General features: G+C 68.5%; 15 protein-coding genes. 9 read left to right on the forward strand and 6 right to left on the reverse strand.

What is annotated here, in order from left to right:
• Position 1: 1 nt before the first annotated feature.
• Complete coding sequence (gene sseA, locus ACW18A_RS07290) at positions 2-844, reverse strand: 3-mercaptopyruvate sulfurtransferase (RefSeq protein WP_492024113.1); 843 nt, start codon at positions 842-844, stop codon at positions 2-4.
• A 30-nt stretch (positions 845-874) separates the two neighbouring features.
• A complete protein-coding gene (locus ACW18A_RS07295; protein ID WP_492024114.1) occupies positions 875-2,329 on the reverse strand; it encodes a cryptochrome/photolyase family protein in 1,455 nt (484 codons plus the stop codon).
• A gap of 93 nt (positions 2,330-2,422) precedes the next feature.
• Between ACW18A_RS07295 and kdsA the strand changes: the two genes are divergently transcribed.
• The 4 genes from kdsA to ACW18A_RS07315 are packed head-to-tail and all read left to right on the forward strand — an operon-like array spanning position 2,423 to position 6,905.
• On the forward strand, positions 2,423-3,313 hold the full coding sequence (gene kdsA, locus ACW18A_RS07300) for a 3-deoxy-8-phosphooctulonate synthase (RefSeq protein WP_492024115.1): 891 nt from the start codon (positions 2,423-2,425) through the stop codon (positions 3,311-3,313).
• An 18-nt stretch (positions 3,314-3,331) separates the two neighbouring features.
• Complete coding sequence (gene rfaE2 / locus ACW18A_RS07305) at positions 3,332-4,804, forward strand: D-glycero-beta-D-manno-heptose 1-phosphate adenylyltransferase (RefSeq protein WP_492024116.1); 1,473 nt, start codon at positions 3,332-3,334, stop codon at positions 4,802-4,804.
• An 8-nt stretch (positions 4,805-4,812) separates the two neighbouring features.
• Complete coding sequence (gene rfaD / locus ACW18A_RS07310; RefSeq protein ID WP_492024361.1) at positions 4,813-5,802, forward strand: ADP-glyceromanno-heptose 6-epimerase; 990 nt, start codon at positions 4,813-4,815, stop codon at positions 5,800-5,802.
• Positions 5,799-6,905, forward strand: a complete 1,107-nt coding sequence (locus ACW18A_RS07315; RefSeq protein ID WP_492024117.1) for a DUF3089 domain-containing protein — start codon at positions 5,799-5,801, stop codon at positions 6,903-6,905. Before rfaD ends, ACW18A_RS07315 begins: the two co-directional genes overlap by 4 nt.
• Here the strand turns inward: ACW18A_RS07315 and recG are convergent.
• Positions 6,902-8,992 carry an ATP-dependent DNA helicase RecG gene (gene recG / locus ACW18A_RS07320; RefSeq protein ID WP_492024118.1) on the reverse strand — a complete coding sequence of 697 codons (2,091 nt, stop codon included), beginning with the start codon at positions 8,990-8,992 and terminating at the stop codon, positions 6,902-6,904. The two genes, ACW18A_RS07315 and recG, sit on opposite strands and share 4 nt — an antisense overlap.
• Positions 8,993-9,089: 97 nt before the next feature.
• Here recG and ACW18A_RS07325 point away from each other — a divergent pair, with 97 nt between their 5' ends.
• From ACW18A_RS07325 to ACW18A_RS07335, 3 genes are read left to right on the forward strand one after another with little or no spacing between them, the layout of a single operon-like run.
• Positions 9,090-9,422, forward strand: coding sequence for a succinate dehydrogenase assembly factor 2 (locus tag ACW18A_RS07325; RefSeq protein ID WP_492024119.1), 333 nt, complete (start codon positions 9,090-9,092; stop codon positions 9,420-9,422).
• A 14-nt stretch (positions 9,423-9,436) separates the two neighbouring features.
• Positions 9,437-12,874, forward strand: a complete 3,438-nt coding sequence (mfd, locus tag ACW18A_RS07330) for a transcription-repair coupling factor (protein WP_492024120.1) — start codon at positions 9,437-9,439, stop codon at positions 12,872-12,874.
• On the forward strand, positions 12,871-13,365 hold the full coding sequence (locus ACW18A_RS07335) for a GNAT family N-acetyltransferase (protein ID WP_492024121.1): 495 nt from the start codon (positions 12,871-12,873) through the stop codon (positions 13,363-13,365). The genes mfd and ACW18A_RS07335 overlap by 4 nt, the downstream gene beginning before the upstream one ends.
• A 3-nt stretch (positions 13,366-13,368) precedes the next feature.
• Here the strand turns inward: ACW18A_RS07335 and ACW18A_RS07340 are convergent, their stop codons facing one another.
• Positions 13,369-14,685 (reverse strand): diguanylate cyclase domain-containing protein, encoded by a 1,317-nt coding sequence (locus tag ACW18A_RS07340; protein WP_492024122.1) that lies wholly within the window; start codon positions 14,683-14,685, stop codon positions 13,369-13,371.
• A 209-nt stretch (positions 14,686-14,894) separates the two neighbouring features.
• On the opposite strand from ACW18A_RS07340, the gene ACW18A_RS07345 reads away from it, so the two are divergent.
• On the forward strand, positions 14,895-15,797 hold the full coding sequence (locus ACW18A_RS07345) for a YihY/virulence factor BrkB family protein (RefSeq protein ID WP_492024123.1): 903 nt from the start codon (positions 14,895-14,897) through the stop codon (positions 15,795-15,797).
• Positions 15,798-16,008: 211 nt separating this feature from the next.
• Here ACW18A_RS07345 and ACW18A_RS07350 read toward each other — a convergent pair whose 3' ends face one another.
• Positions 16,009-16,503, reverse strand: a complete 495-nt coding sequence (locus tag ACW18A_RS07350; RefSeq protein ID WP_492024124.1) for a CinA family protein — start codon at positions 16,501-16,503, stop codon at positions 16,009-16,011.
• An 87-nt stretch (positions 16,504-16,590) separates the two neighbouring features.
• On the opposite strand from ACW18A_RS07350, the gene ACW18A_RS07355 reads away from it, so the two are divergent.
• Entirely contained in the window at positions 16,591-18,882 is a 2,292-nt protein-coding gene (locus tag ACW18A_RS07355; RefSeq protein WP_492024125.1) for a spermidine synthase, read from the forward strand.
• A gap of 14 nt (positions 18,883-18,896) precedes the next feature.
• Here the strand turns inward: ACW18A_RS07355 and ACW18A_RS07360 are convergent, their stop codons facing one another.
• The gene (locus tag ACW18A_RS07360) at positions 18,897-20,030 is read right to left on the reverse strand and encodes a bifunctional 2-C-methyl-D-erythritol 4-phosphate cytidylyltransferase/2-C-methyl-D-erythritol 2,4-cyclodiphosphate synthase (protein WP_492024126.1); all 1,134 of its coding nucleotides are present in this window, start codon (positions 20,028-20,030) and stop codon (positions 18,897-18,899) included.
• Between the last annotated feature and the right edge of the window lie 79 nt (positions 20,031-20,109).

Here is a 20,109-nt window from a genome sequence, read left to right on the forward strand (position 1 = left end):
GTCAGGGGCCGGTGACGACCTCCGTGACCACGTCGGTATCTGGCCGGCCGCCCCATTCGGCCCACGACCCGTCGTAGAGCATCCCCTGGCGTCCCAGCAGCGCCAGGGCCAGTAGCGGCACGGCGGCGGTGACGCCGGAGCCGCAGCTGGCGATGGGCCTGTCCGCCGGGCCCAGACCCCGGGCGGCGAACGCCGCTTCCAGCGCCTCGGGTTCGCGCATCAGACCCTCTGCCGTCAGCAGTTGGCCGAACGGCAGGTTCACCGCGCCCGGCATATGACCCGCGCGCAGCCCGGGACGCGGCTCCGGTGCCGCCCCCGCGAAGCGAGCGGCGGCGCGGGCGTCGAGGACCGGCCGGCCCGCAGCGAGCGCCTCACGCACCCGGTCCACGTTGGCGATCATCTCCGGGCGAGGATCCGCCTTGAAGATCGCGGCCGCAGGCGTCGCGGCTCCGGTCTCCAGCGACCCGCCCATTCGGATCCAGGCCGGCAGGCCGCCGTCCAGCACCTGAACCCGGTCGCAGCCCATCGCCCTGAACATCCACCAGGCCCGCGCGGCCGTGAACAGGCCGAAGGTGTCATAGACGACGATGCGGTCCGTCTCCGACACGCCAAGCCGACCAGCCTGTTCGCCAAATTGATCAGGCGACGGCATCATGTGCGGCAGGGGGTTCTCCTGATCGGATATCGCCTCGAGGTCGAAGAAGACCGCGCCTGGCAGATGGCCCGCCTCGAAGATGGGCCGTGCCGGTGTGCCGTCCAGATGCCAGCTGGCGTCCAGGATACGCAGGTCGGGATCGCCGAGTGCTGCAAGGAGTTCGGATGCTGAGACGAGGGGAGCGATCATGCCGTCACCCTATCACTGCCGTCGCTGATGTCAGTCGTCGTCCTCCCGGCCCCGCCCTGTGACAGCCTTCAGCGCGGCCAGGGCCCTGTCACGTGCCGCTGCGTGATCGACGATCGGCCCCGGATAGTCGTGACCGAGCCGGACCCGGGCCTCGCGCAGGACCTCGGGCGGCGCGGTCCAGGGGGCGTGGATCCACTTGTCGGGCACCCGCGCCAGCTCGGGAATCCAGCGTCGGACGTATCCACCCCGGGTGTCGAACTTCTGACCCTGGGTGACGGGATTGAAGATCCGGAAATACGGCGAGGCATCCGCACCCGACCCCGCGACCCACTGCCAGTTCTGGGCGTTGGAGCCGAGGTCGGCATCGACCAGGGTGTCCCAGAACCAGGCCTCGCCGCGCCGCCAGTCGACCAGCAGATCCTTGATGAGGAAGGAGGCGACGATCATCCGCACCCGATTGTGCATCCAGCCGGTCGCCCACAGCTGCCTCATGCCGGCGTCGACGATGGGATAGCCGGTCAGGCCGCGCGTCCAGGCGATGAAGCCCTCGTCGTCATCGAGCCAGGGGAAGGCGTCGTACTCCGGCCGGAACGCCTTGTCCGGCAGGGTCGGGAAGTGATGAAGCAGATGGGCCGAGAACTCGCGCCAGCCGATCTCGGCGACGAATTTTGCGGCCTCCGCGGCCTTGACCCGGCCTTCGTCCGCGATCTTGCGAGCCGCCGCGATGGCCCGCCACGGACTGATTTCGCCCCAGTGCAGATGGGGCGACAGGCGGCTGGTCCCGGCTTTCGAGGGGATATCCCGACCCGCACCATAGTCGGACAGCCCGCCGGCGACGAACTCAACGAGCGCCGCCAACGCGCCCGCCTCGCCCGGGGTCCAGTCGAAGCCGCCGGACCAGTCCGGACGGCTCGGATGCAGGGTCCAGTCGTCCAGTCGATCGCTCTCCAGGTTGGAGGCACCGGTCAGTTCAAGCGGCCCGGTCGTGTGCGGCGGAGCCTCAGCCCTGTCGAGAAGGGCGCGCAGGAAGGGGGTGAAGACCTTGTAGGGCCCGCCCGATCCGTTCAGCACCGCACCCGGCCTGCACATCAGGGTGCCGTTGTAGCCCTTGCACTCTACTCCCTCGGCCTTCAGGGCGTGAGCAATGTCGGCATCCCGCGCCCAGGCGTCGGGCTCGAACAGGCGGTTCAGGAACACCGTACCGGCGCCGGTCTGGTCAATCAGACGCCGAAGTTCGGCTTCCGAATCGCCCCGGCGCAGGATCAGGGTCGCTCCACGTTCGGCAAGGCTCGCCGCCAGGGCTCGCAGTGACTTGTCGAGCCACCACAGGCTTGCCCCGCCCGAGGGGCGCACCTTCGAGCCCTCGTCGTGGATGTAGACAGGCACGATCGACCGCCCCGTCGCGTGCGCCTGATTCAGCGCGGGATTGTCGGCGAGCCGCAGATCGCGGCGGAACCACAGGATGACGGGGGCCTCGGTGGTCACGCCTCAAATCTCCGTGGTAGGTTGCAACTTCAGGCGCGCAGGGCCACCTGACCGCCCCATAGGCGTGGCACTGCCAACGCGCCATCCGTCAGAATGTCTCAAAGAGAAGGCCCGCCCGTGAGCGCTCCGAATTCCGTCATCACCCTTTCCGGAAACGGCATCACGACCCCGGTCGTCATCGGCGGCGGCACCCGCATCGCCTTCATCGCCGGCCCGTGCCAGCTGGAAAGCCGCCAGCACGCCCTTGAAATGGCCCACGCCCTGAAAGAGATCGGTCAGCGGCTGAACGTCGGCATCATTTACAAGACCAGTTTCGACAAGGCGAACCGCACCTCGGCCACCGCCGCGCGCGGTCTGGGCCTGAAGGAGTCCCTGCCCATCTTCGACGAGATCCGCCGGGTCACCGGCCTGCCGGTCCTGACCGACGTCCATTCCGAGGAGCAGGCCCGCGAGGCCGCCCAGGCCGTGGATGTGCTGCAGATCCCCGCCTTCCTCAGCCGCCAGACCGACCTGCTGCTGGCCGCCGCCGCCACCGGCAAGGCCATCAATATCAAGAAGGGGCAGTTCCTGGCCCCCTGGGACATGAAGAACGTCATCGCCAAGGTCGTCGGCGCGGGCAATCCCAACGTCATGGCCTGCGAGCGGGGCGCCAGCTTCGGCTACAACACGCTGGTTTCCGACATGCGGGCCCTGCCGATCCTGCGCGAGATCGGCTGCCCGGTGGTGTTCGATGCGACTCACTCTGTCCAGCAGCCGGGCGGGCAGGGCACATCCTCGGGCGGCCAGCGGGAGTTCGTGCCGGTCCTCGCCCGGGCCGCCGTCGCCGTCGGCGTCGACGCCGTCTTCATGGAAACCCACCAGGATCCCGACCACGCCCCGTCGGACGGCCCCAACATGGTGCCGCTGTCGGAGTTCGAGGGACTGGCCGCCGAACTGCTGGCCTATGACGACCTGTCGAAGGCGCGGATGGCGAAGGCGGCCTGAATCCGATAGGCCAAGGCTATGGTTGACCGCACCCTGGACCTCGGCGCCCTGCAAAGCCTGCTCGACCGCGCCCGCGGCCAGACGGTGGCCTGCGTCGGCGACCTGATGCTGGATCGCTACGTCTATGGCGAGGTCAGCCGCATCTCGCCCGAGGCTCCGATCCCTGTGCTTCGGTCGCGCCGCTCGGTCTCCATGCCCGGCGGCGTCGGCAATGTGGCGAGGAACGTCGCAGCGCTGGGCGGTCTGGCCCGGCTGGGCGGCGTCACGGGCGCCGACGCGGCCGGCGAGGAACTGGCCCGACTGGTCGCCGCCGAAGACCGGGTCGAGGATTTCATCGATCGGACCGAAGCCGCCTGCACCATCGTCAAGACGCGCTACGTCTCGGGCGGCCAGCAGTTGATGCGTCTGGACGAGGAGGAGGTCGCGGTTGGTGCCTTCGCTCGCGAGGACGTGTTTTCAGATGCTTCGGCCATTCTCCTGTCGGACTATGCCAAGGGCGTGGTCACCGAACGGCTGATCCGCTCGGCCCTGTGGCAGGCGCAACAGACCGGCGCCGTGGTCATCGTCGATCCCAAGGGGCGCGACTTCGCCCGTTATGGCGCGGTGGACCTGATCAAGCCCAACGCCTCGGAACTGGCCGGGGCCACCGGCCTGCCGGTCGAGACCGACGCCGAGATCGAGGCCGCGCTGGAGGCCCTGCTGGCCGCCACGACGGCCAAGGCCATCGTCGTCACCCGCGCCGGCAAGGGCATGAGCCTGATGCGGCGCGGCGAGCCGGCGCAACACTTCCCCGGCCGGGCGCGCGAGGTGTTCGACGTCTCCGGCGCGGGCGACACGGGCCTCGCGGCCCTGGGTCTGGCGCTCGGCGCGGGCGCGTCGCTGGAGCAGGCAGTCCAGTTGGCCATCCTCGCGTCCGGCGTCGTCGTCGGAAAGAGCGGCACAGCCGTCGTCAGCCCCGCCGAACTGATCGAGGCCGAGATGAGCCAGCACGCCGGCGCGGCCCTGGCCAAGGTCACGGCGCTCGATGACCTGGCCGCCGAGGTCGAGGCCTGGCGTCGCCAAGGGCTGAAGGTCGGCTTCACCAACGGCTGTTTCGATATCCTGCACCGCGGCCACGTCGCCTACCTGGCCCAGGCCCGATCCTGGTGCGACCGGCTGGTCGTGGCCCTGAACACCGACGCGTCGGTGCAGCGCCTGAAGGGCGACGGCCGCCCGGTGAACGACCTCGACAGCCGCGCCGTGGTCATCGGCGGGCTCGCCAGCGTGGACCGGGTGACCTCCTTCGACGACCCTACGCCTCTGGCCCTGATCGAACGCCTGCGTCCCGACGTCCTGATCAAGGGCGCCGACTATACGCGGGAAGGCGTGGTCGGCGGCGATCTGGTCGAAAGCTGGGGCGGCGAGGTTCGACTCGCGAAATTCGCGGACGGCTATTCCACCACCCGCACGATCGAAAAGATGGCCGAAAGCACATTGGGAGAGGCCGGCTGATGCGACGCATGATCGTGGTCACCGGCGGCGCCGGCTTCATCGGTTCCAACATCGTCTCGCGCCTGTGCGCCGAGGACCGCTGGGACGTGGTCGTTTGCGACCGGCTGGAGAACGCTGACCTCGGCAAGTGGCGCAACATCGCCAAGTCCGCCATTGCCGACTTCTGGCAGCCGGAGGAACTGTTCCTGCAGCTCGAACGCCACGCCGAACGGGTCAGCGCCGTCGTCCACATGGGGGCCATCTCCTCGACCACGGAGCAGGACGCCGACCTGATCCTGCGCACCAACTTCAGCCTGTCGCGCGATCTCTGGGACTGGTGCGCCCTAAACGACGCGCGGATGATCTACGCCTCCTCGGCGGCCACCTATGGCGACGGCGAAGCCGGGTTCGAAGACGCCGACGACCTTGAGTCGATTTCTCGCCTTCAGCCGCTAAACGCCTATGGCTATTCAAAGAAACTGTTCGATCAGTATGCCGTCCGTCAGGCGTCTCGCGGCCAGGCCCCGCGCCAGTGGGCCGGTCTGAAGTTCTTCAATGTCTATGGCCCGAACGAGGGTCACAAGGGCGGGATGAAGTCGGTCATCGCCCAGATCTGGCCAAAGGTCGCGGCCGGAGAGACGGTCAGCCTGTTCCGCTCTCACCATCCCGACTATGCCGACGGCGGACAGCTGCGGGACTTCGTCTTCGTCGACGACGTGGTCGACATCATCGACTGGCTTCTCCGAACACCCGCCGTCAGTGGGATATTCAACGCGGGGTCGGGACAGGCGAGGTCCTTCCTCGATCTCGCCGACGCCACCTTCGCCGCCGCCGGCAAGGACCCCGCGGTCGCCTATATCGACATGCCCGAGGTCATCCGCGACCGGTATCAGTATTTCACCGAAGCGCGCATGGACCGCGTCCGCGCCCTCGGCTTCGGCGGCCAGTCGACGCCGCTGGAAGAGGGCGTGCGCCGCTACGTCCAGTCCTTCCTGTCCCAGCCGGATCCCTACCGGTGAAACTGCCCCGCCTGACCTTCTGGCAAGGGGTGGGCTGGCTCGTGTTCGGGTTCGTGTTTCTGATCACCACCGCCGTAGCGGTCTGGCGTGGCGACATCCTGAAGGCCGGGCTCGATCCGCAAATTCCGTTCCAGACCTACGATCCGCCGCCGCCGCCTGACTACAGCTCGGCCTCTGCCTGGGCGATGCGGGAGGTCCGGGCCCCGACCTCGAGACCGGCCGCGATCTTCTTCCTCCACTCCACCACCTTCAACGGCGGCAACGACTGGATCGGGCGGATCGGCGACCCGGAGGCCGACGCCTATCTGGAGAGGGTGGTCATCCCGAACTACGCCGGTCCGTTCGCCCGCGCCGGTGCGATCAGCATGCCGCGCTATCGTCAGGCCTCACTCTACACCCGTCTGACCCTGAGGGACGACGCCCGCGACGCCCGCGCCTTCGCCTATGGCGACGCCCTTGCGGCTTTCGAGGCCTGGCTGACCGCCCACCCGACCGGGCCTCTGGTGCTGGCGGGGGTGGAACAGGGTGGCGAGCTGATCGACCGGCTGGTGCGCGAGAGGGTGGCGAACGATGTGGCCCTGCGGAACAGGGTCGCTGCCGTCTATCTGATGGATGTGATCGTTGCCGCCGACAATCTGTCGCCCGCCGTGCCGGCCTGCGCCACCGCGACCAGCATCGGCTGCATCGTCGGCTGGTCCCAGGTCGGAGATGACAACGACGGCGCCGTCTGGCGACGTCTGCGACGGGCCCTGGTCTGGGATGGGTCGGGGCGACTGGTCGATCTCGCGGGCCGCCCGGCCTTGTGCGTCAATCCTGTCAGCGGAGCCCGCAGCGACGCGGCTGTCCCCGCCCGCCTGCACCATGGCGCGGCCAACGCGACAGGCCTGGAATGGGGCGTCCGGCCCGCCTTCATCGACCGCGCCGTGGCGACCCAGTGCAAGGAAGGCATCCTGCGTCATACCGAACTCACGACGGAGTCCTTCCGCGAGGTCGGAAACTGGGCGGACCGCAGAAAAGCCCGTCCCTACAATCTATTCTATTCCGATATTGAGGCAGACGTTGAGCGTCGTCTCAATGTCTGGATCGCCTCCAATGGACTCTAGTCCAGCCCGGTCCGATCCGTCCTCCAGTCGAACAACGCCTCCAGCACCTTGATCGCTTCGCCCCTCGGACTGTTCAGGTCGGGATCTCGCCCCAGCACCAGCCTCGCATCGTCCGCCGCCGCCAGCAGCAGGGATCGATGCCGGATCGGATCGGCGAACCGATAGGCCGGGAAGCCGCTCTGCCTGAGCCCGAGGGGATCCCCGCCGCCGCGCAGACGGAAGTCCTCCTCCGCGATCTCGAACCCGTCCTCACTCCGCCTCAGGGTCTCCAGCCTCTCGCGCGCCGTGTCCCCCAAACCGCCGTCCTGACTCCCGTACAGCAGAATGCAGGCGCTCGATTTCGCCCCCCGACCGACCCGCCCGCGCAGCTGGTGCAACTGGGCCAGGCCGAACCGGTCGGCGTGCTCAATCACCATGATGGTGGCGTTGGGCACGTCGACGCCGACCTCGACCACGGTCGTCGCCACCAGCACCGACAGCCGCCCGTCGGCGAAGTCCGCCATGACCGCCTCACGCTCGGCACCCGGCATCTGCCCATGCGCCAGCCCGACCTCGATGCTCAGGATGCGCCGCAGGTCCCGCGCCCGCTCCTCCGCTGCAGCCAGATCGCTGACCTCGGATTCCGCCACCAGCGGACAGATCCAGTAGGCCTGCGCGCCGCCTTCGACCGCGGCCTTCAGCCGCTGGGCCACCTCGCCGATGCGGGCGAGGGGCAGGACGGCCGTGGAGATCGGCGTCCGTCCCGGCGGCTTCTCCATCAACCGGCTGACCTCCAGTTCGCCGTACTGGGTCAGCTCCAGGGTGCGGGGAATCGGTGTCGCCGACATGGTCAGCAGGTGGACCCCGCCGATACGCGGATCACCCTTGGCCTGTAGCCGGGCGCGCTCGTTGACGCCAAACCGGTGCTGTTCGTCGATGACCGCCAGGGCCAGCCGGTCGAAGCGCACCGCTTCCTGGAACAGGGCGTGGGTGCCGATGGCAACCTTCGCCTCGCCCGACGCCAGGGCTGCCAGCCGCTCGCGCCGCTCCGCCGGCGTATCGCGGCCGGTCAGCAGGACGGTCGGCGCGCCCGCCGCCTCAAGCATCGGCGCCAGCCGTTGATAGTGCTGGCGCGCGAGAATTTCTGTCGGCGCCATCAGGGCGGCCTGAAAGCCCGACCCCGCCGCATCGGCCAGGGCCAGGGCCGCGACCGCCGTCTTGCCCGAGCCGACATCCCCTTGAAGCAGTCGACCCATCTGTTCGCCCGAGGCGAGGTCCCGGCGGATTTCCGCCAAGGCCTGTGCCTGTGCGCCGGTCAGGGTGAAGGGCAGGGCGGTCAGTAGCGCCTGCGACACATCACCGGGCGAGAGGATTGGCGCTCGCGTGATCTGGCGCGCATGCTTGCGCCGGGCCAACGCCAGCTGATGCGCGAAAAGTTCATCATAGGCGAGCCTCTGGCGCGGCGCGGCGTCAGGCGACAGGTCCGCTTCTCCTGTCGGCGCATGCAGGGCTTCGATCGCCGCATGCCAGCCCGCCCAGCCTTGTCTGGCCAGCCAGGCGGCGTCCTGCCATTCGTCCAGCTCCGGCGCGACGGCCAGGGCTCCCAGCGCCAGTTTCCGCACCACCCGCGAGGTCAGGCCTGCGGTCGCCGGATAGACGGGCTCGACGGCGGGAATCTCTTCGGCCTTGTCGAGCGGCACGATCCAGTCTGGGTGGACGATCTGCACCTCGCCGTTGAACCGCTCGACCTTGCCGGAGACCAGCCTCCGCTCGCCCTGGGGCAGTTGCCGATCGATGTGCTGGGGACTGCCGCCGAACCAGATCAGATGCACGAAGCCGGTCTCGTCCGAGGCCCGGACCTTCAGCGGCACGCCCGGTCGGCCCGGCGCGATCATGCGGTCGACGATGACGTCGAAGACCCCGACCTCGCCCTCGACCGCGTCCGCCGCATTCGTTCTCCGTCGTGTGATCACCCCGGCCGGCGCCAGGAACAGCAGGTCGCGCACCAGCGGCCCGGCCAGCTTCTGGATCAGGGGCGCGACCTTGGTCCCCACCCCCTTCAGGCTGGTGACCTCCGCGAACAGGGGAAAGAGAATCTGGGGCCGCATCACTGATGACATTAGACGGTGCAAGCGCGCTGGCGAAACGCGGGATGGATCGCTATCTGAACGCATCTGTTGAATGACTGAACGGGCAAGGATTCTTGTGGCCGATAACGATGCGCGTGCCGAAGCCGGCTTTGACGACCTTGGGCGCCGGCAGCGTCTGGGCCGGATCACCTTCCGGGCTTGGCGGCGCGGATTCCGCGAAGCCGACCTCGTGCTTGGCCCGTTCATGGAGCGGGAGGGCGCGACCCTCGGCGACACCGACCTCGACGCGCTGGAGGCTCTGCTGGCCGAGGACAACGACCACGACATCTACGCCTGGATCATCGAGACCAGGCCCACGCCGGCCGAGCACGACACGCCATTGATGGCGAAGCTACGCGTCTTCATGCGCGCCCATGTCGCCGCGGCTGTGGCCGAGGGCGCGGGCTGATGGACGGCGCACGGATGGATCAACGCACCGATCACGAACTGGGCGGCGCGCCCGAGGGGCTGGACGCGCTCGTCGTCGCCGACCGGCTGCAGGCCACGGGCGGGGTCGGCGTCTTCGTAGCGCGCGACTTTTCGCGCTCCGGTGCCTTCGTCCAGGCGTTCCGGTTTTTCGCCAAAGACATCGAGGTCGTCGAGTTTCCGGCCTGGGACTGTCTTCCCTACGACCGTTTGAGCCCGACCTCAGGCGTCTCCGCCGAGCGGATGGCCGCCCTGACGACCCTGGCCCGCCGCAAGCCGGACAAGACCAGACCCCTGCTGGTCGTCACAACGGTCGCCGCCGCCATGCAGCGCACGCCGCCGCGGGAGATGACCCAGGCCGCCGGGTTCGAGGCCGTCGTCGGGCTGGAGCTCGATACAAGCGCGCTCGAAACCTATTTCACCACCAACGGCTATATGCGCGCCTCGACCGTCAACGAGCGCGGAGAGTACGCCGTGCGCGGCGGTGTCATCGACGTCTTCCCCCCGGGGTTCGATGAGCCTGTCCGGCTCGACATGTTCGGCTCCGAGCTGGAATCGATCCGCACCTTCGACCCGGCGACCCAGCGTTCGACCGGCCAGCGGCGCGAGGTGTTGCTGACGCCGGTGTCCGAGGCCCTGCTGGACGCCGGGACCATCAGCCGCTTCCGCACCGGCTATCTGAACCTGTTCGGCGCGCCGGGCGACGATCCCCTGTACGCGACCATCAGCGAAGGCGCGCGGCGCCAGGGCATGGAGCACTGGATTCCGCTGCTCTACGACCGGCTGGAGACCCTGTTCGACTATCTGCCGGACCGCGCCTCGATCTTCCTCGACAACCAGGTCGAGGCCGCCCGCGGCGAACGCTGGAACCTGACCCGCGACGCTTACGAAGCGCGTCAGGAGGCGTCGAAAGCCAAGGGCGGGGCCGCCAACCGCGCCTTGCCGCCGGATCGTCTCTACCTGCCCGACGCCGACTGGAACTCTGCGCTCGCAGGCCGCGCCGTGCGTCGCCTGTCGCCGTTCGACGCCGCAGCCGAGGATGCCGGCGGGCGTCTGGGCCGCACCTTCGGGGCCGAACGGGCGCAGGACAGCGTCAACCTTTTCGAGGCCGTCGCCGACCATGCCGCGAAGCTGAAGGCCGACGGCAAACGGGTTCTGTTTGCCTCCTGGAGCGAAGGCTCGTCCGATCGCCTCGGCGTCATGCTGGCCGACCACGGGCTGGAGCATGTCGTGGCCGTGCGCGACTGGGCCGACGTCCAGAAGGCGTCGAAGGACCTCTACCTTCGCGCCGTCCTGCCGGTGGAGCACGGCTTCACGACCGGCGACCTCGCCGTCATCTCCGAGACCGACATTCTCGGCGATCGGCTGGCGCGGCCAAAGCGCAAGCGCCGGGCGTCCAACTTCCTCGCCGAGGCCTCGGCCCTGACGACGGGCGACCTCGTCGTCCACCTCGATCACGGCATCGGCCGCTACGAAGGTCTGAGAACGCTCGACATCCAGGAGGCGCCGCACGACTGTCTCGAGCTGCTCTACGCCGGTGAGAGCAAACTCTATCTGCCTGTTGAAAATATTGATCTTCTGACGCGTTATGGGTCCGAATCCGACGGCGTCCAGCTCGACCGCCTCGGCGGAGCCGCCTGGCAGGGGCGCAAGGCCAGGGCCAGGGCCCGTCTGCGCGACATGGCCGAGGGGCTCATCGCGCTGGCGGCCAAACGCGCGCTCAGGGTCGGGGAGGCGATCACCCCGCCGGCCGGCCTGTTCGACGAATTCTGCGCCCGCTTCCCCTACGAGGAGACGGACGACCAGCTCAACGCCATCGGCGACGTGCTGGAGGATCTCGGCAAGGGCGTGCCGATGGATCGGCTGATCTGCGGCGACGTCGGTTTCGGCAAGACCGAGGTGGCCATCCGGGCCGCCTTCGTCGTGGCCATGAGCGGTCAGCAGGTCGCCATCGTCTGTCCGACGACCCTTCTGGCCCGCCAACACTTCAAGACCTTCTCCGAGCGGTTCGCGGGCTGGCCGATCAAGGTCCGCCACCTGTCGCGCATGGTCACCGCAAAAGACGCGGCCGAGACGCGTGCGGGCCTCAAGGACGGCCAGTTCGAGATCGTCGTCGGCACCCACGCGGTGTTGGCCGAACATGTCGGGTTCAAGGACCTCGGCCTCGTCATCGTCGACGAGGAGCAGCATTTCGGCGTCAAGCACAAGGAGAAGCTCAAGAGCCTGCGCGCCGACGTCCACCTGCTGACCCTGACCGCCACGCCGATCCCGCGCACCCTCCAGATGGCCCTGTCCGGCATTCGCGAAATGTCTATTATCGCGACCCCACCAGTCGATCGTCTGGCCGTACGGACCTATGTCGCCCCCTGGGACCCCGTCATGGTCCGCGAAGCCCTGCTGCGCGAAAAATATCGGGGTGGCCAGGCCTTCTACGTCTGTCCGCGCCTGTCTGACCTGCCCGACATCGAGGAATTCCTCCGCGTCCAGGTGCCGGAGATCAAATTCGTCGTCGGTCACGGCCAGATGAGCCCGACCCAGCTGGAAGACGTGATGAGCGCCTTCTACGACGGCAGCTACGACGTGCTGGTCTCAACCACGATCGTGGAGAGCGGCATCGACATTCCGACCGCCAACACCCTGATCGTGCATCGCGCCGACATGTTCGGCCTGGCCCAGTTGCACCAGATCCGGGGCCGTATCGGCCGGTCCAAGGCCCGCGCCTTCGCCTATCTCACGATCGATCCCAAGCGGCCGATGACCCTGTCGGCCGAGCGCCGGCTGCAGGTGCTGCAGTCGCTCGACAACCTCGGCGCCGGCTTCCAGCTCGCCTCGCACGACCTCGATCAGCGCGGCGGCGGCAACCTCCTGGGCGACGAACAGTCGGGCCATATACGCGAGGTCGGGGTCGAACTGTACCAGCAGATGCTCGAGGACGCGGTCGCCGAGCTGCGCCAGAACGGCGAGGGCGGGGTCGTCGATCGCGGCTGGTCTCCGGCGATCAATGTCGGCGCAGCGGTCCTGATTCCAGAGGATTACGTCTCGGACCTGAACGTCCGCCTCAGCCTCTATCGCCGTCTGTCGGACGCCGAGAACACCGAGACCCGCGAGGCCCTGGCCGCCGAACTGATCGACCGGTTCGGTCCCCTGCCGGACGAGGCGAAGCAACTTCTCCGCATCGTGGGCGTGAAGGCGAACTGCAAAAAGGCCTCCATCGAGCGCATCGATATCGGGCCCAAGGGCTGCGTCCTGACCCTGCGGGACAATACCTTCCCGAACCCGATGGGACTGGTCGGGCTGATCCAGAAGAACCACGCGTCGTGGAAGCTCCGCCCGGACCAGAAGATTGTCGTCAAGGGCGACTGGCCGACGCCTGAGGATCGCCTGAAGGTCGCCGAGCGGATCACAACCGACCTGGCGCGGGTCGCGGGGGCGTGAGCCAGGTCTCCGTCCGGCTCGCGACCGAAGCCGACTGGCCGGCCATCTGGCCGATCGTCGAGGCCGTCGTGCGGGCAGGGGAGACCTACACCTATCCGCGCGACCTGACGGAGGCTCAGGCGAAGGTGATCTGGATGCAGACACCGCCGGGCGCCACCCTCGTCGCCGTCGACGCCGATCAGGTGCTGGGCAGCGCGAAGGTCACGCCGAACCAGATGGGCGGCGGGGCGCATGTCGCCAACGCCAGCTTCATGGTCGGGCTCGCCGCACGCGGCCGCGGCGTCGGTCGGCTGCTCGGTGAGACGGCCCTCGACCGGGCCCGCAACGCCGGCTTCCGCGCCATGCAGTTCAACGCCGTGGTCGAGACGAACACCGCCGCGGTCGCCCTGTGGCGCTCGCTGGGTTTCGACATCATCGGCACCGTGCCAGAGGCGTTCGACCATCCGACCCGCGGCCTTGTCGGCCTGCACGTTATGCATCGCCGTCTCTGAAGGTCAGGCGGGCTGGGCCTGCATGTCGGATGAAGCGCGTTCGAGAACGGCGGCGGCCCCTTCACCCGGCGTCAGTTCGGCGACGCCGACGCTGAACTCGACCACGAACGGGGTCCGGTCAGGACCGGCGTCGAAGGCGGTGCAGCCGATCACGGCCGCGATCCTTTCGACCGCCAGGCGCGCCGCCGGGCCGGGCGTGGCGGGCAGGGCCAGGGCGAAGACTTCCGGGGCCAGTCGGGCGGCGGTGTCCTCGACCCGGACCAGACGCGACACCATGGCACCGATCTGGGGCATGGCGCGATCCAGCCATCCGCCGTGACGCGCGCGGGTCAGTTTGTCGCTGTCCGCCACGCGCAGAACGCAGACCGATAGCGGACGACGACGCGCCGACGCGCCCTCTGCGACGCGTCCCAGATGGCTGGCGAACAGGTGGCGGGTGAACAGGCCGGTCGACGGATCCATGATCCCGGCACCGCGCGCGCCTTCCAGTGCCTTGCGAATAGCCAGATGACGACGATGGGTCCTCGCCAGGTCCAGCACGCGGGCCGCAGCCTCCGGCTCCGGCGTATCGGCGGCCGCCACTTCCGAGAAGCCCCGGTTGTAGAGCTCGCTCAGATTGATCTCGCCCTCGGATCGCAGATAGAGGGCCAGCGGGATGTGATAGAGTCGCGTGTTCCGCTTCATGCCCGAGGCGATGGACAGGGCCGGCGCATGGTCGGGCGCGCCCCACAGCACCGCCGCGTCGAAGGCGCTCTCGTGCAGATAGTCGAAGGCGGTGTAGGGCGTCGGCGCCGCCACGACCTCGGCTCCGCCGGCTGTCAGGGTGTTTGACAGGGCGATGAACCGGTGATCCGGGGCGCCGGCGATCAGGATACGAACCGGGCTGGGATCGGGCACGCCCGGGTCCAGGGTCGCGCCGTGCAGGGCGAAGGTCGCCTGACGCAGGCGGAACTCCTCCTCGGCAATGGCCGCACGGACCAGTTGCTCGATGCGGAGGGCGGCCTGGGCCGGATGCGGCGGCTCGGCCATCGTCAGGTCGAACGTCCCGGCGGGCAGGCTCGGAGGGTTCGGTCCGAGGGCGATGACCGGAAGCCGTCGCGCGCCTGCCGCCAGCCGTAAGGCTTCGGGCAGGGCGACGATCTCGGGATTGTCAGCGTCGAGGATCGCCACTTCCAGATTGAAGTCTGTCAGGGCGGCCACGGCGGCGGCACCGGACCGCGCCGTCATCGTGCGCCAGCCCAGCGAATCCAGCCCCCGGCACAGGTCGCCGATCCGCTCATCCGTCTCGGCGACGACCAGAACCCGTGGATCCAAACCCAAAATCGATGACTCCCCCTGCGCAACCGAAAGGCCGCGGCTCCAGCAAGGAGCGGGCGGACCATACCGACGCGGCCCCCTGCGGCGCAACGGGCCAGATGCTCGCGACAAGCGAAAACGACGAAGGGCCGCCGTTTCCCAAGCGGGCATTTTCCGCTAGGATCGTTGGTTGGGCTATGGCGGGAACCGGCTTGAGCGGACAGACTAGCGAAATGACGTCGCCCGGATTCTGGGTGCGGCTCTCGGGGCGGGCGTTCGCGCGCAGCTGGGGCCGGGACGTCATGCTCTACACGGGCGGGGTATCGTTCTTCGCCCTGCTGGCCGTGTTCCCGGCCATCGCCATCCTGATCGGCTTCTACAAGGCCGTGCTGTCGATCGGTCAGGTCGGCGAGCAGGCGGCGGCCCTGGCCGATGTCATGCCCCATGCCGCGCGTGCCATCTTCCGCGCCGAGGTCGAACGGCTCTCGAACGCCTCGGCCCGCGCGATCTCGACCCAGAGCGCCTTCGCCCTGGTCGTCGGCGCCTATGCGGCTCATCGGGGATTCAAAGCCTTGCTGGCCGGACTGAACCTCATTCATGACGAGACGGAACCGCACGGCTTCTTCAAGTTCAACTTCCTCGCCTTCATCGTTGCCGTGGTGGCGTTCGGTCTGTTCACCATCGTCTCGGGCGCCGTGGTCACCGCCCGCCTGCTCGAGCATGCCGAGCCGGTGACGGGGCAGGGGGGCCTGCAGCTCAACGGCCTGATGCCGGCCGCAGGTCTCTGCTTCGGCCTGACCCTGCTCTATCGCTACGCCATGTCCCACCGGGACCCGGTGGCATGGTTTCCGTCGATCACCGGCGGGGCGGTTGCGACCGTGCTCTCCATGATCTCGTCCTGGCTCTGCGCCATCTATGTCGAGCAGATCGCCCAGCTCGGCGCGACCTACGGCTCGGTGGGTGCCGTCGTGGTGCTGCTGATCTGGCTGTCGTGGAACGTTAACGCCATCTTCTACGGCGGTGCCTTCGCCACCGAGATGGAGATCGCCTCGCGCTCCAGAGGCGCACCGGACATCGCGCCGGAGGACAGCCCCTCGGTCGTCAATCTGTCGGAGCGTCGCGCGTCTCGACGGTAATCGTCAGGACCCCGTCCGCCTCCTCGACCGACACGATCCGCCCGCCCGTTTCCGTCATCAGAAACGGCACGTCGATCCGCGCCATGGGATCGGTGGCCCAGCAGAACGAAGCGCGCCCCCGCAGGTCCGCCCTCGATCGCCTTCTTGAGGCGCAGGCTCGGCACGGGACAGCGATGGCCCCGGGCATCGACGACGATGGGCGCGTTTTCGCTCACCCCGCCTCGCAGGCCGTCAGCAGCAGGCCGAGCGCAACCCGAACGCTTTCCAGCCGGATCTCGTCCCGGCCGATAGCTCCGAACAGCCGCTTTTCATGGACGATCCCGCCGGGACCCGCCAAACCGAAATGCACCAGCCCGACCGGCTTCTCCGCCGATCCGCCACCCGGTCCGGCGATGCCCGTGATCGAGACGGTGAGTGAGGTCCTCGCGGCGTCCCGCGCCCCGGTCGCCATCGCCCGCGCCACCGGCTCCGACACCGCGCCGTGCCCGGCGATCAGCCCTGCCGGCACGGCCAGCATCGCCGACTTGGCTTGATTGCTGTAGGTCACGAAGCCCCGGTCGACGACCGACGACGATCCGGCCACGGCCGTCAGAGCCCCGGCGACCAGTCCGCCGGTGCAGCTCTCGGCCGTCGCCACCGTCCAGCCTCTCGCCGAGGCGGCGGCGATCATGGCGGCCGCCAGCCGCTGGATATCGTCCGGGAACATGGGTCTTTCCGATCGGTGCGCGAGTCAGTCTAGGCTGGCCCCGGCGCGTCCGTCTGTCGATAGCCCGCGCCTGAAACCGGGGACCCGATGACTGACGCAACCCTGCCTGAAGGCGCGGCCCCCTCGACGGAGGGCGGTGACCGCGTGGCGCCGATCCTGTTTGCCGTGGCCATCTTCACCTCGGCCGCCCTGGTCTTCATCGTCCAGCCCATGGTGACCAAGCTGGTCCTGCCGATGCTGGGCGGATCGCCGTCGGTCTGGAACACCGCGATGGTCTTCTTCCAGACCGCGCTCCTGGCCGGCTATGGCTACGCCCATCTGCTGCAGCGTCTGACCTCGATGCGCGCGCAGATGGCGACCCATCTGGTCCTGTTGCTGTTGGCCGCCCTGTTCCTGCCCCTGAAGATCAGCGGGGCACTGGGGGACCCCGATCCGAACGCCCCGGTCGGCTGGCTGCTGGCCACACTGGCCCTGTCCGTCGGTGCCCCTTTCGCTGTCCTGTCGGCGACCGCGCCCCTGCTGCAGGCCTGGTACGCCCGCGTCCGCGCTGGCCATGCCGACGGCCAGAACCCCTATGTCCTCTACGCCGCCTCCAACCTCGGCAGCTTCCTGGCCCTGCTCGCCTACCCCCTGCTGCTTGAACCGCTGATGACCCTGTCGGGCCAGCGCGCGAGCTGGAGCGGGGGCTACGCCGCCTTCATGCTGATGGTCGTGGCGCTGGCCGCCGTCGCCTGGCGACGCGGTCAGATCGGCGGGGAACCGGTCGCGAGCCTGGAGGCCAGCCCCCCGATTCCATGGCGCGAGAAGATCATCCTGGTCCTCCTGGCCGCCGCCCCGTCCAGCCTGATGCTGGGGGTCACGGCCCACCTGGCGACTGACGTGGCCTCCGCGCCCTTCCTGTGGGTCATCCCGCTGGCGCTGTATCTGTTGACCTTCGTCATCGCCTTCCAGGACCGGCCGTGGATTCCGCTGCCGATCACCCTGGTCATCGCCGCGGCGGTCAGCCTGGCCTGTATCAGCTTCACCGCCTTCCGCACCGGCGACTGGATCCTGATGTTCGGTCTGCATCTGGGGGCCTTCTTCCTGCTGGCCCTGATGTGCCACCAGAGGCTGGCCACCCGCCGTCCGCCGCCGGACCGGCTCACGGAGTTCTATCTCCTGATGTCGCTGGGCGGCGTGGTCGGCGGTGCCTTCACGGCCCTGCTGGCACCCGTAATGTTCAACGGCGTCTGGGAGTATCCGCTGGTCCTCGTCCTGGTCGGTCTGGCCCGGCCCCTGAACAAGGCCCCGATCAGGAACTGGGAAGTCTATCTGTTCGTCGGCGCGGTCCTGGCCACCGGCTTGCCGCCGGTTCTGTTTGCGGCGGCCCAGGCGGACTGGAGCTTCGGCTGGTGGCTCAACAACAATGTCTCGGACAGTATGGCGGGCCTGACCCAGTTCATCATGCTGGCCCCCATCCTGGCCGGCTTCATCCTGCGGGATCGCACCCCGGCCTTCGTCATCATCGCCGGCCTGATCGCGCTTTCGACGGCCTATATCGCGCGCGGCTATGACGCTGCCCTCACCGACCGCAGCTTCTTCGGCGTGATGAAGATCGGCGTCACCCAGGACCCGCGTCTGGGCGGTCAGGTGAACATCCTGATGCACGGCACGACCCTTCATGGTGCCCAGCCGCGCAACCCGGCCTTCGCCTGTATGCCGACCCTCTACTACGCGCCTGCCAGTCCGATCGGTCAGACGACCCAGACGCTGCAGCTGCGCCGCCCCGGCCTCAAGATCGGCGTGGTAGGGCAGGGGTCCGGCGCCATGGCGGGCTACAAACGCGCCACTGACGAGATGAAGTTCTTCGAGATCGATCCGATGGTCGACCGGCTGTCGCGCGATCCCCAATGGTTCACCTTCATCTCGGATTGCGCCGACGGTCCGATCGAGACGGTGCTCGGTGACGCCCGCCTGACCATGGCGCGGGAGACGGCCGGGACCTACGACCTCTTGTTGATCGACGCCTTCTCATCCGACTCGGTGCCCACCCATCTGCTGACGGTCGAGGCCATCGAGGGCTATCTGAAGCTGCTCAAGCCGGACGGCGTGGTCATCCTGCACCTGTCGAACCGCAACCTCGACATCACCCTTCCAGCGGCGGCGGCGGCCCAGCAGCTGGGGGCCGCCAACCTGCACCAACTCTATGAGGAAGCGGCGACGGCACCGGACATGGCCGAGGCCTCGACCGAGGCCCTGATCCTGTCGCCGACCGAGGCGGGTCTGGCGGAGTTCCGGGGTGAACCCAACTGGGGAGAGCTGGCCGACACCGAGGTCCGGCCATGGACGGACGACTATGTGAACCTGTTCGGATCCCTGTGGCGTCACTTCAGACGGTGACGCCAACACTCTGATCAGGTAGGCAAATCGATCGTCGCGATGGCGGAGGCGGCCAGCCCCTCCTCGCGCCCGGTAAAGCCCATCTTCTCCATCGTCGTCGCCTTCACGCTGACGGCGTCGAGCGGCAGATTCAGGATTACGGCGAGCCGTTCACGCATGGCCTGACGATGCGGCTTCACCTTTGGCCGCTCACAGATCAAGGTCACGTCGACGTTGACCAGCCGCCCGCCCCGCGCCGTCAGCCGCTCGACCGCATGGATCAGGAACTGGTCCGAGGCCGCACCCTTCCACTTCGGATCGGTCGGCGGAAAATGGTCGCCGATGTCGCCGTCGCCCATGGCGCCCAGCACCGCATCGGTCAGGGCGTGCAGGCCGGCGTCGGCGTCCGAATGGCCGATCAGGGTCTGGTCGTGCGCGATTTCGACCCCGCACAGCCACACGCTGTCGCCCGGCCCCCAGCGGTGCGCATCGAACCCCTGACCCACGCGGGTCTGTCTGGCGATCAGGGCCTCGGCCATGGCGAAATCCTCGGGATAGGTCAGTTTCATCAGTCGCGGATCGCCCTCGATCAGGCGCACGAGGCCGCCGTCACGCTCGACCACGGCCGCATCGTCGGTGGCCGCCGCGCCGGCAGGCCGGACAGCATAGGCGGCCCGCAGCCGGTCGGCGCGAAACGCCTGGGGCGTCTGGGCCCGCCACAGACCGCTGCGATCGACGGTCCCTTCGATGTGGTCTGTCCCGCGCTTCAGGGTGTCGGAGACGGGCAGGGCGGCGATGGCTCCATCCGCGCCGGGCAGGGCGTCGAGCAGCCGCCGGATCACGTCCGGGGACAGCAGCGGCCGCGCCGCATCGTGAACGAGAACAGGCCGGTCCGATGCCCCGGTCAGGGCCTCCAGCCCGGCGCGGACCGAATCCGCGCGCTCGACGCCGCCCGCTACCGGTCGCCAGTTTTCCAGTCCGGCCAGTGCCTCGGCCGCGCGCTGGAATCCGTCCTCCGCGACCACGACGATGACCTCCTCGGCCCCGGCCTTGAGCAAGGCTTCGACCGACCAGCGCACCACGGGCTTGCCGCCCAGCGGTCGCCACTGCTTGTTGCCCCCGGCCCTGGAGCCCGAGCCGGCCGCCACCACGATCGCTGCAAACGTCATGATCGCCTTCTAGGGCGCGATCCCGAAAAGTGTGAGCGGTTTTCGGTCGAGATCGCGCCCCACTTTTGTGGTGAGCCAT

Source organism: Brevundimonas sp. AVps5, from assembly GCF_058681515.1.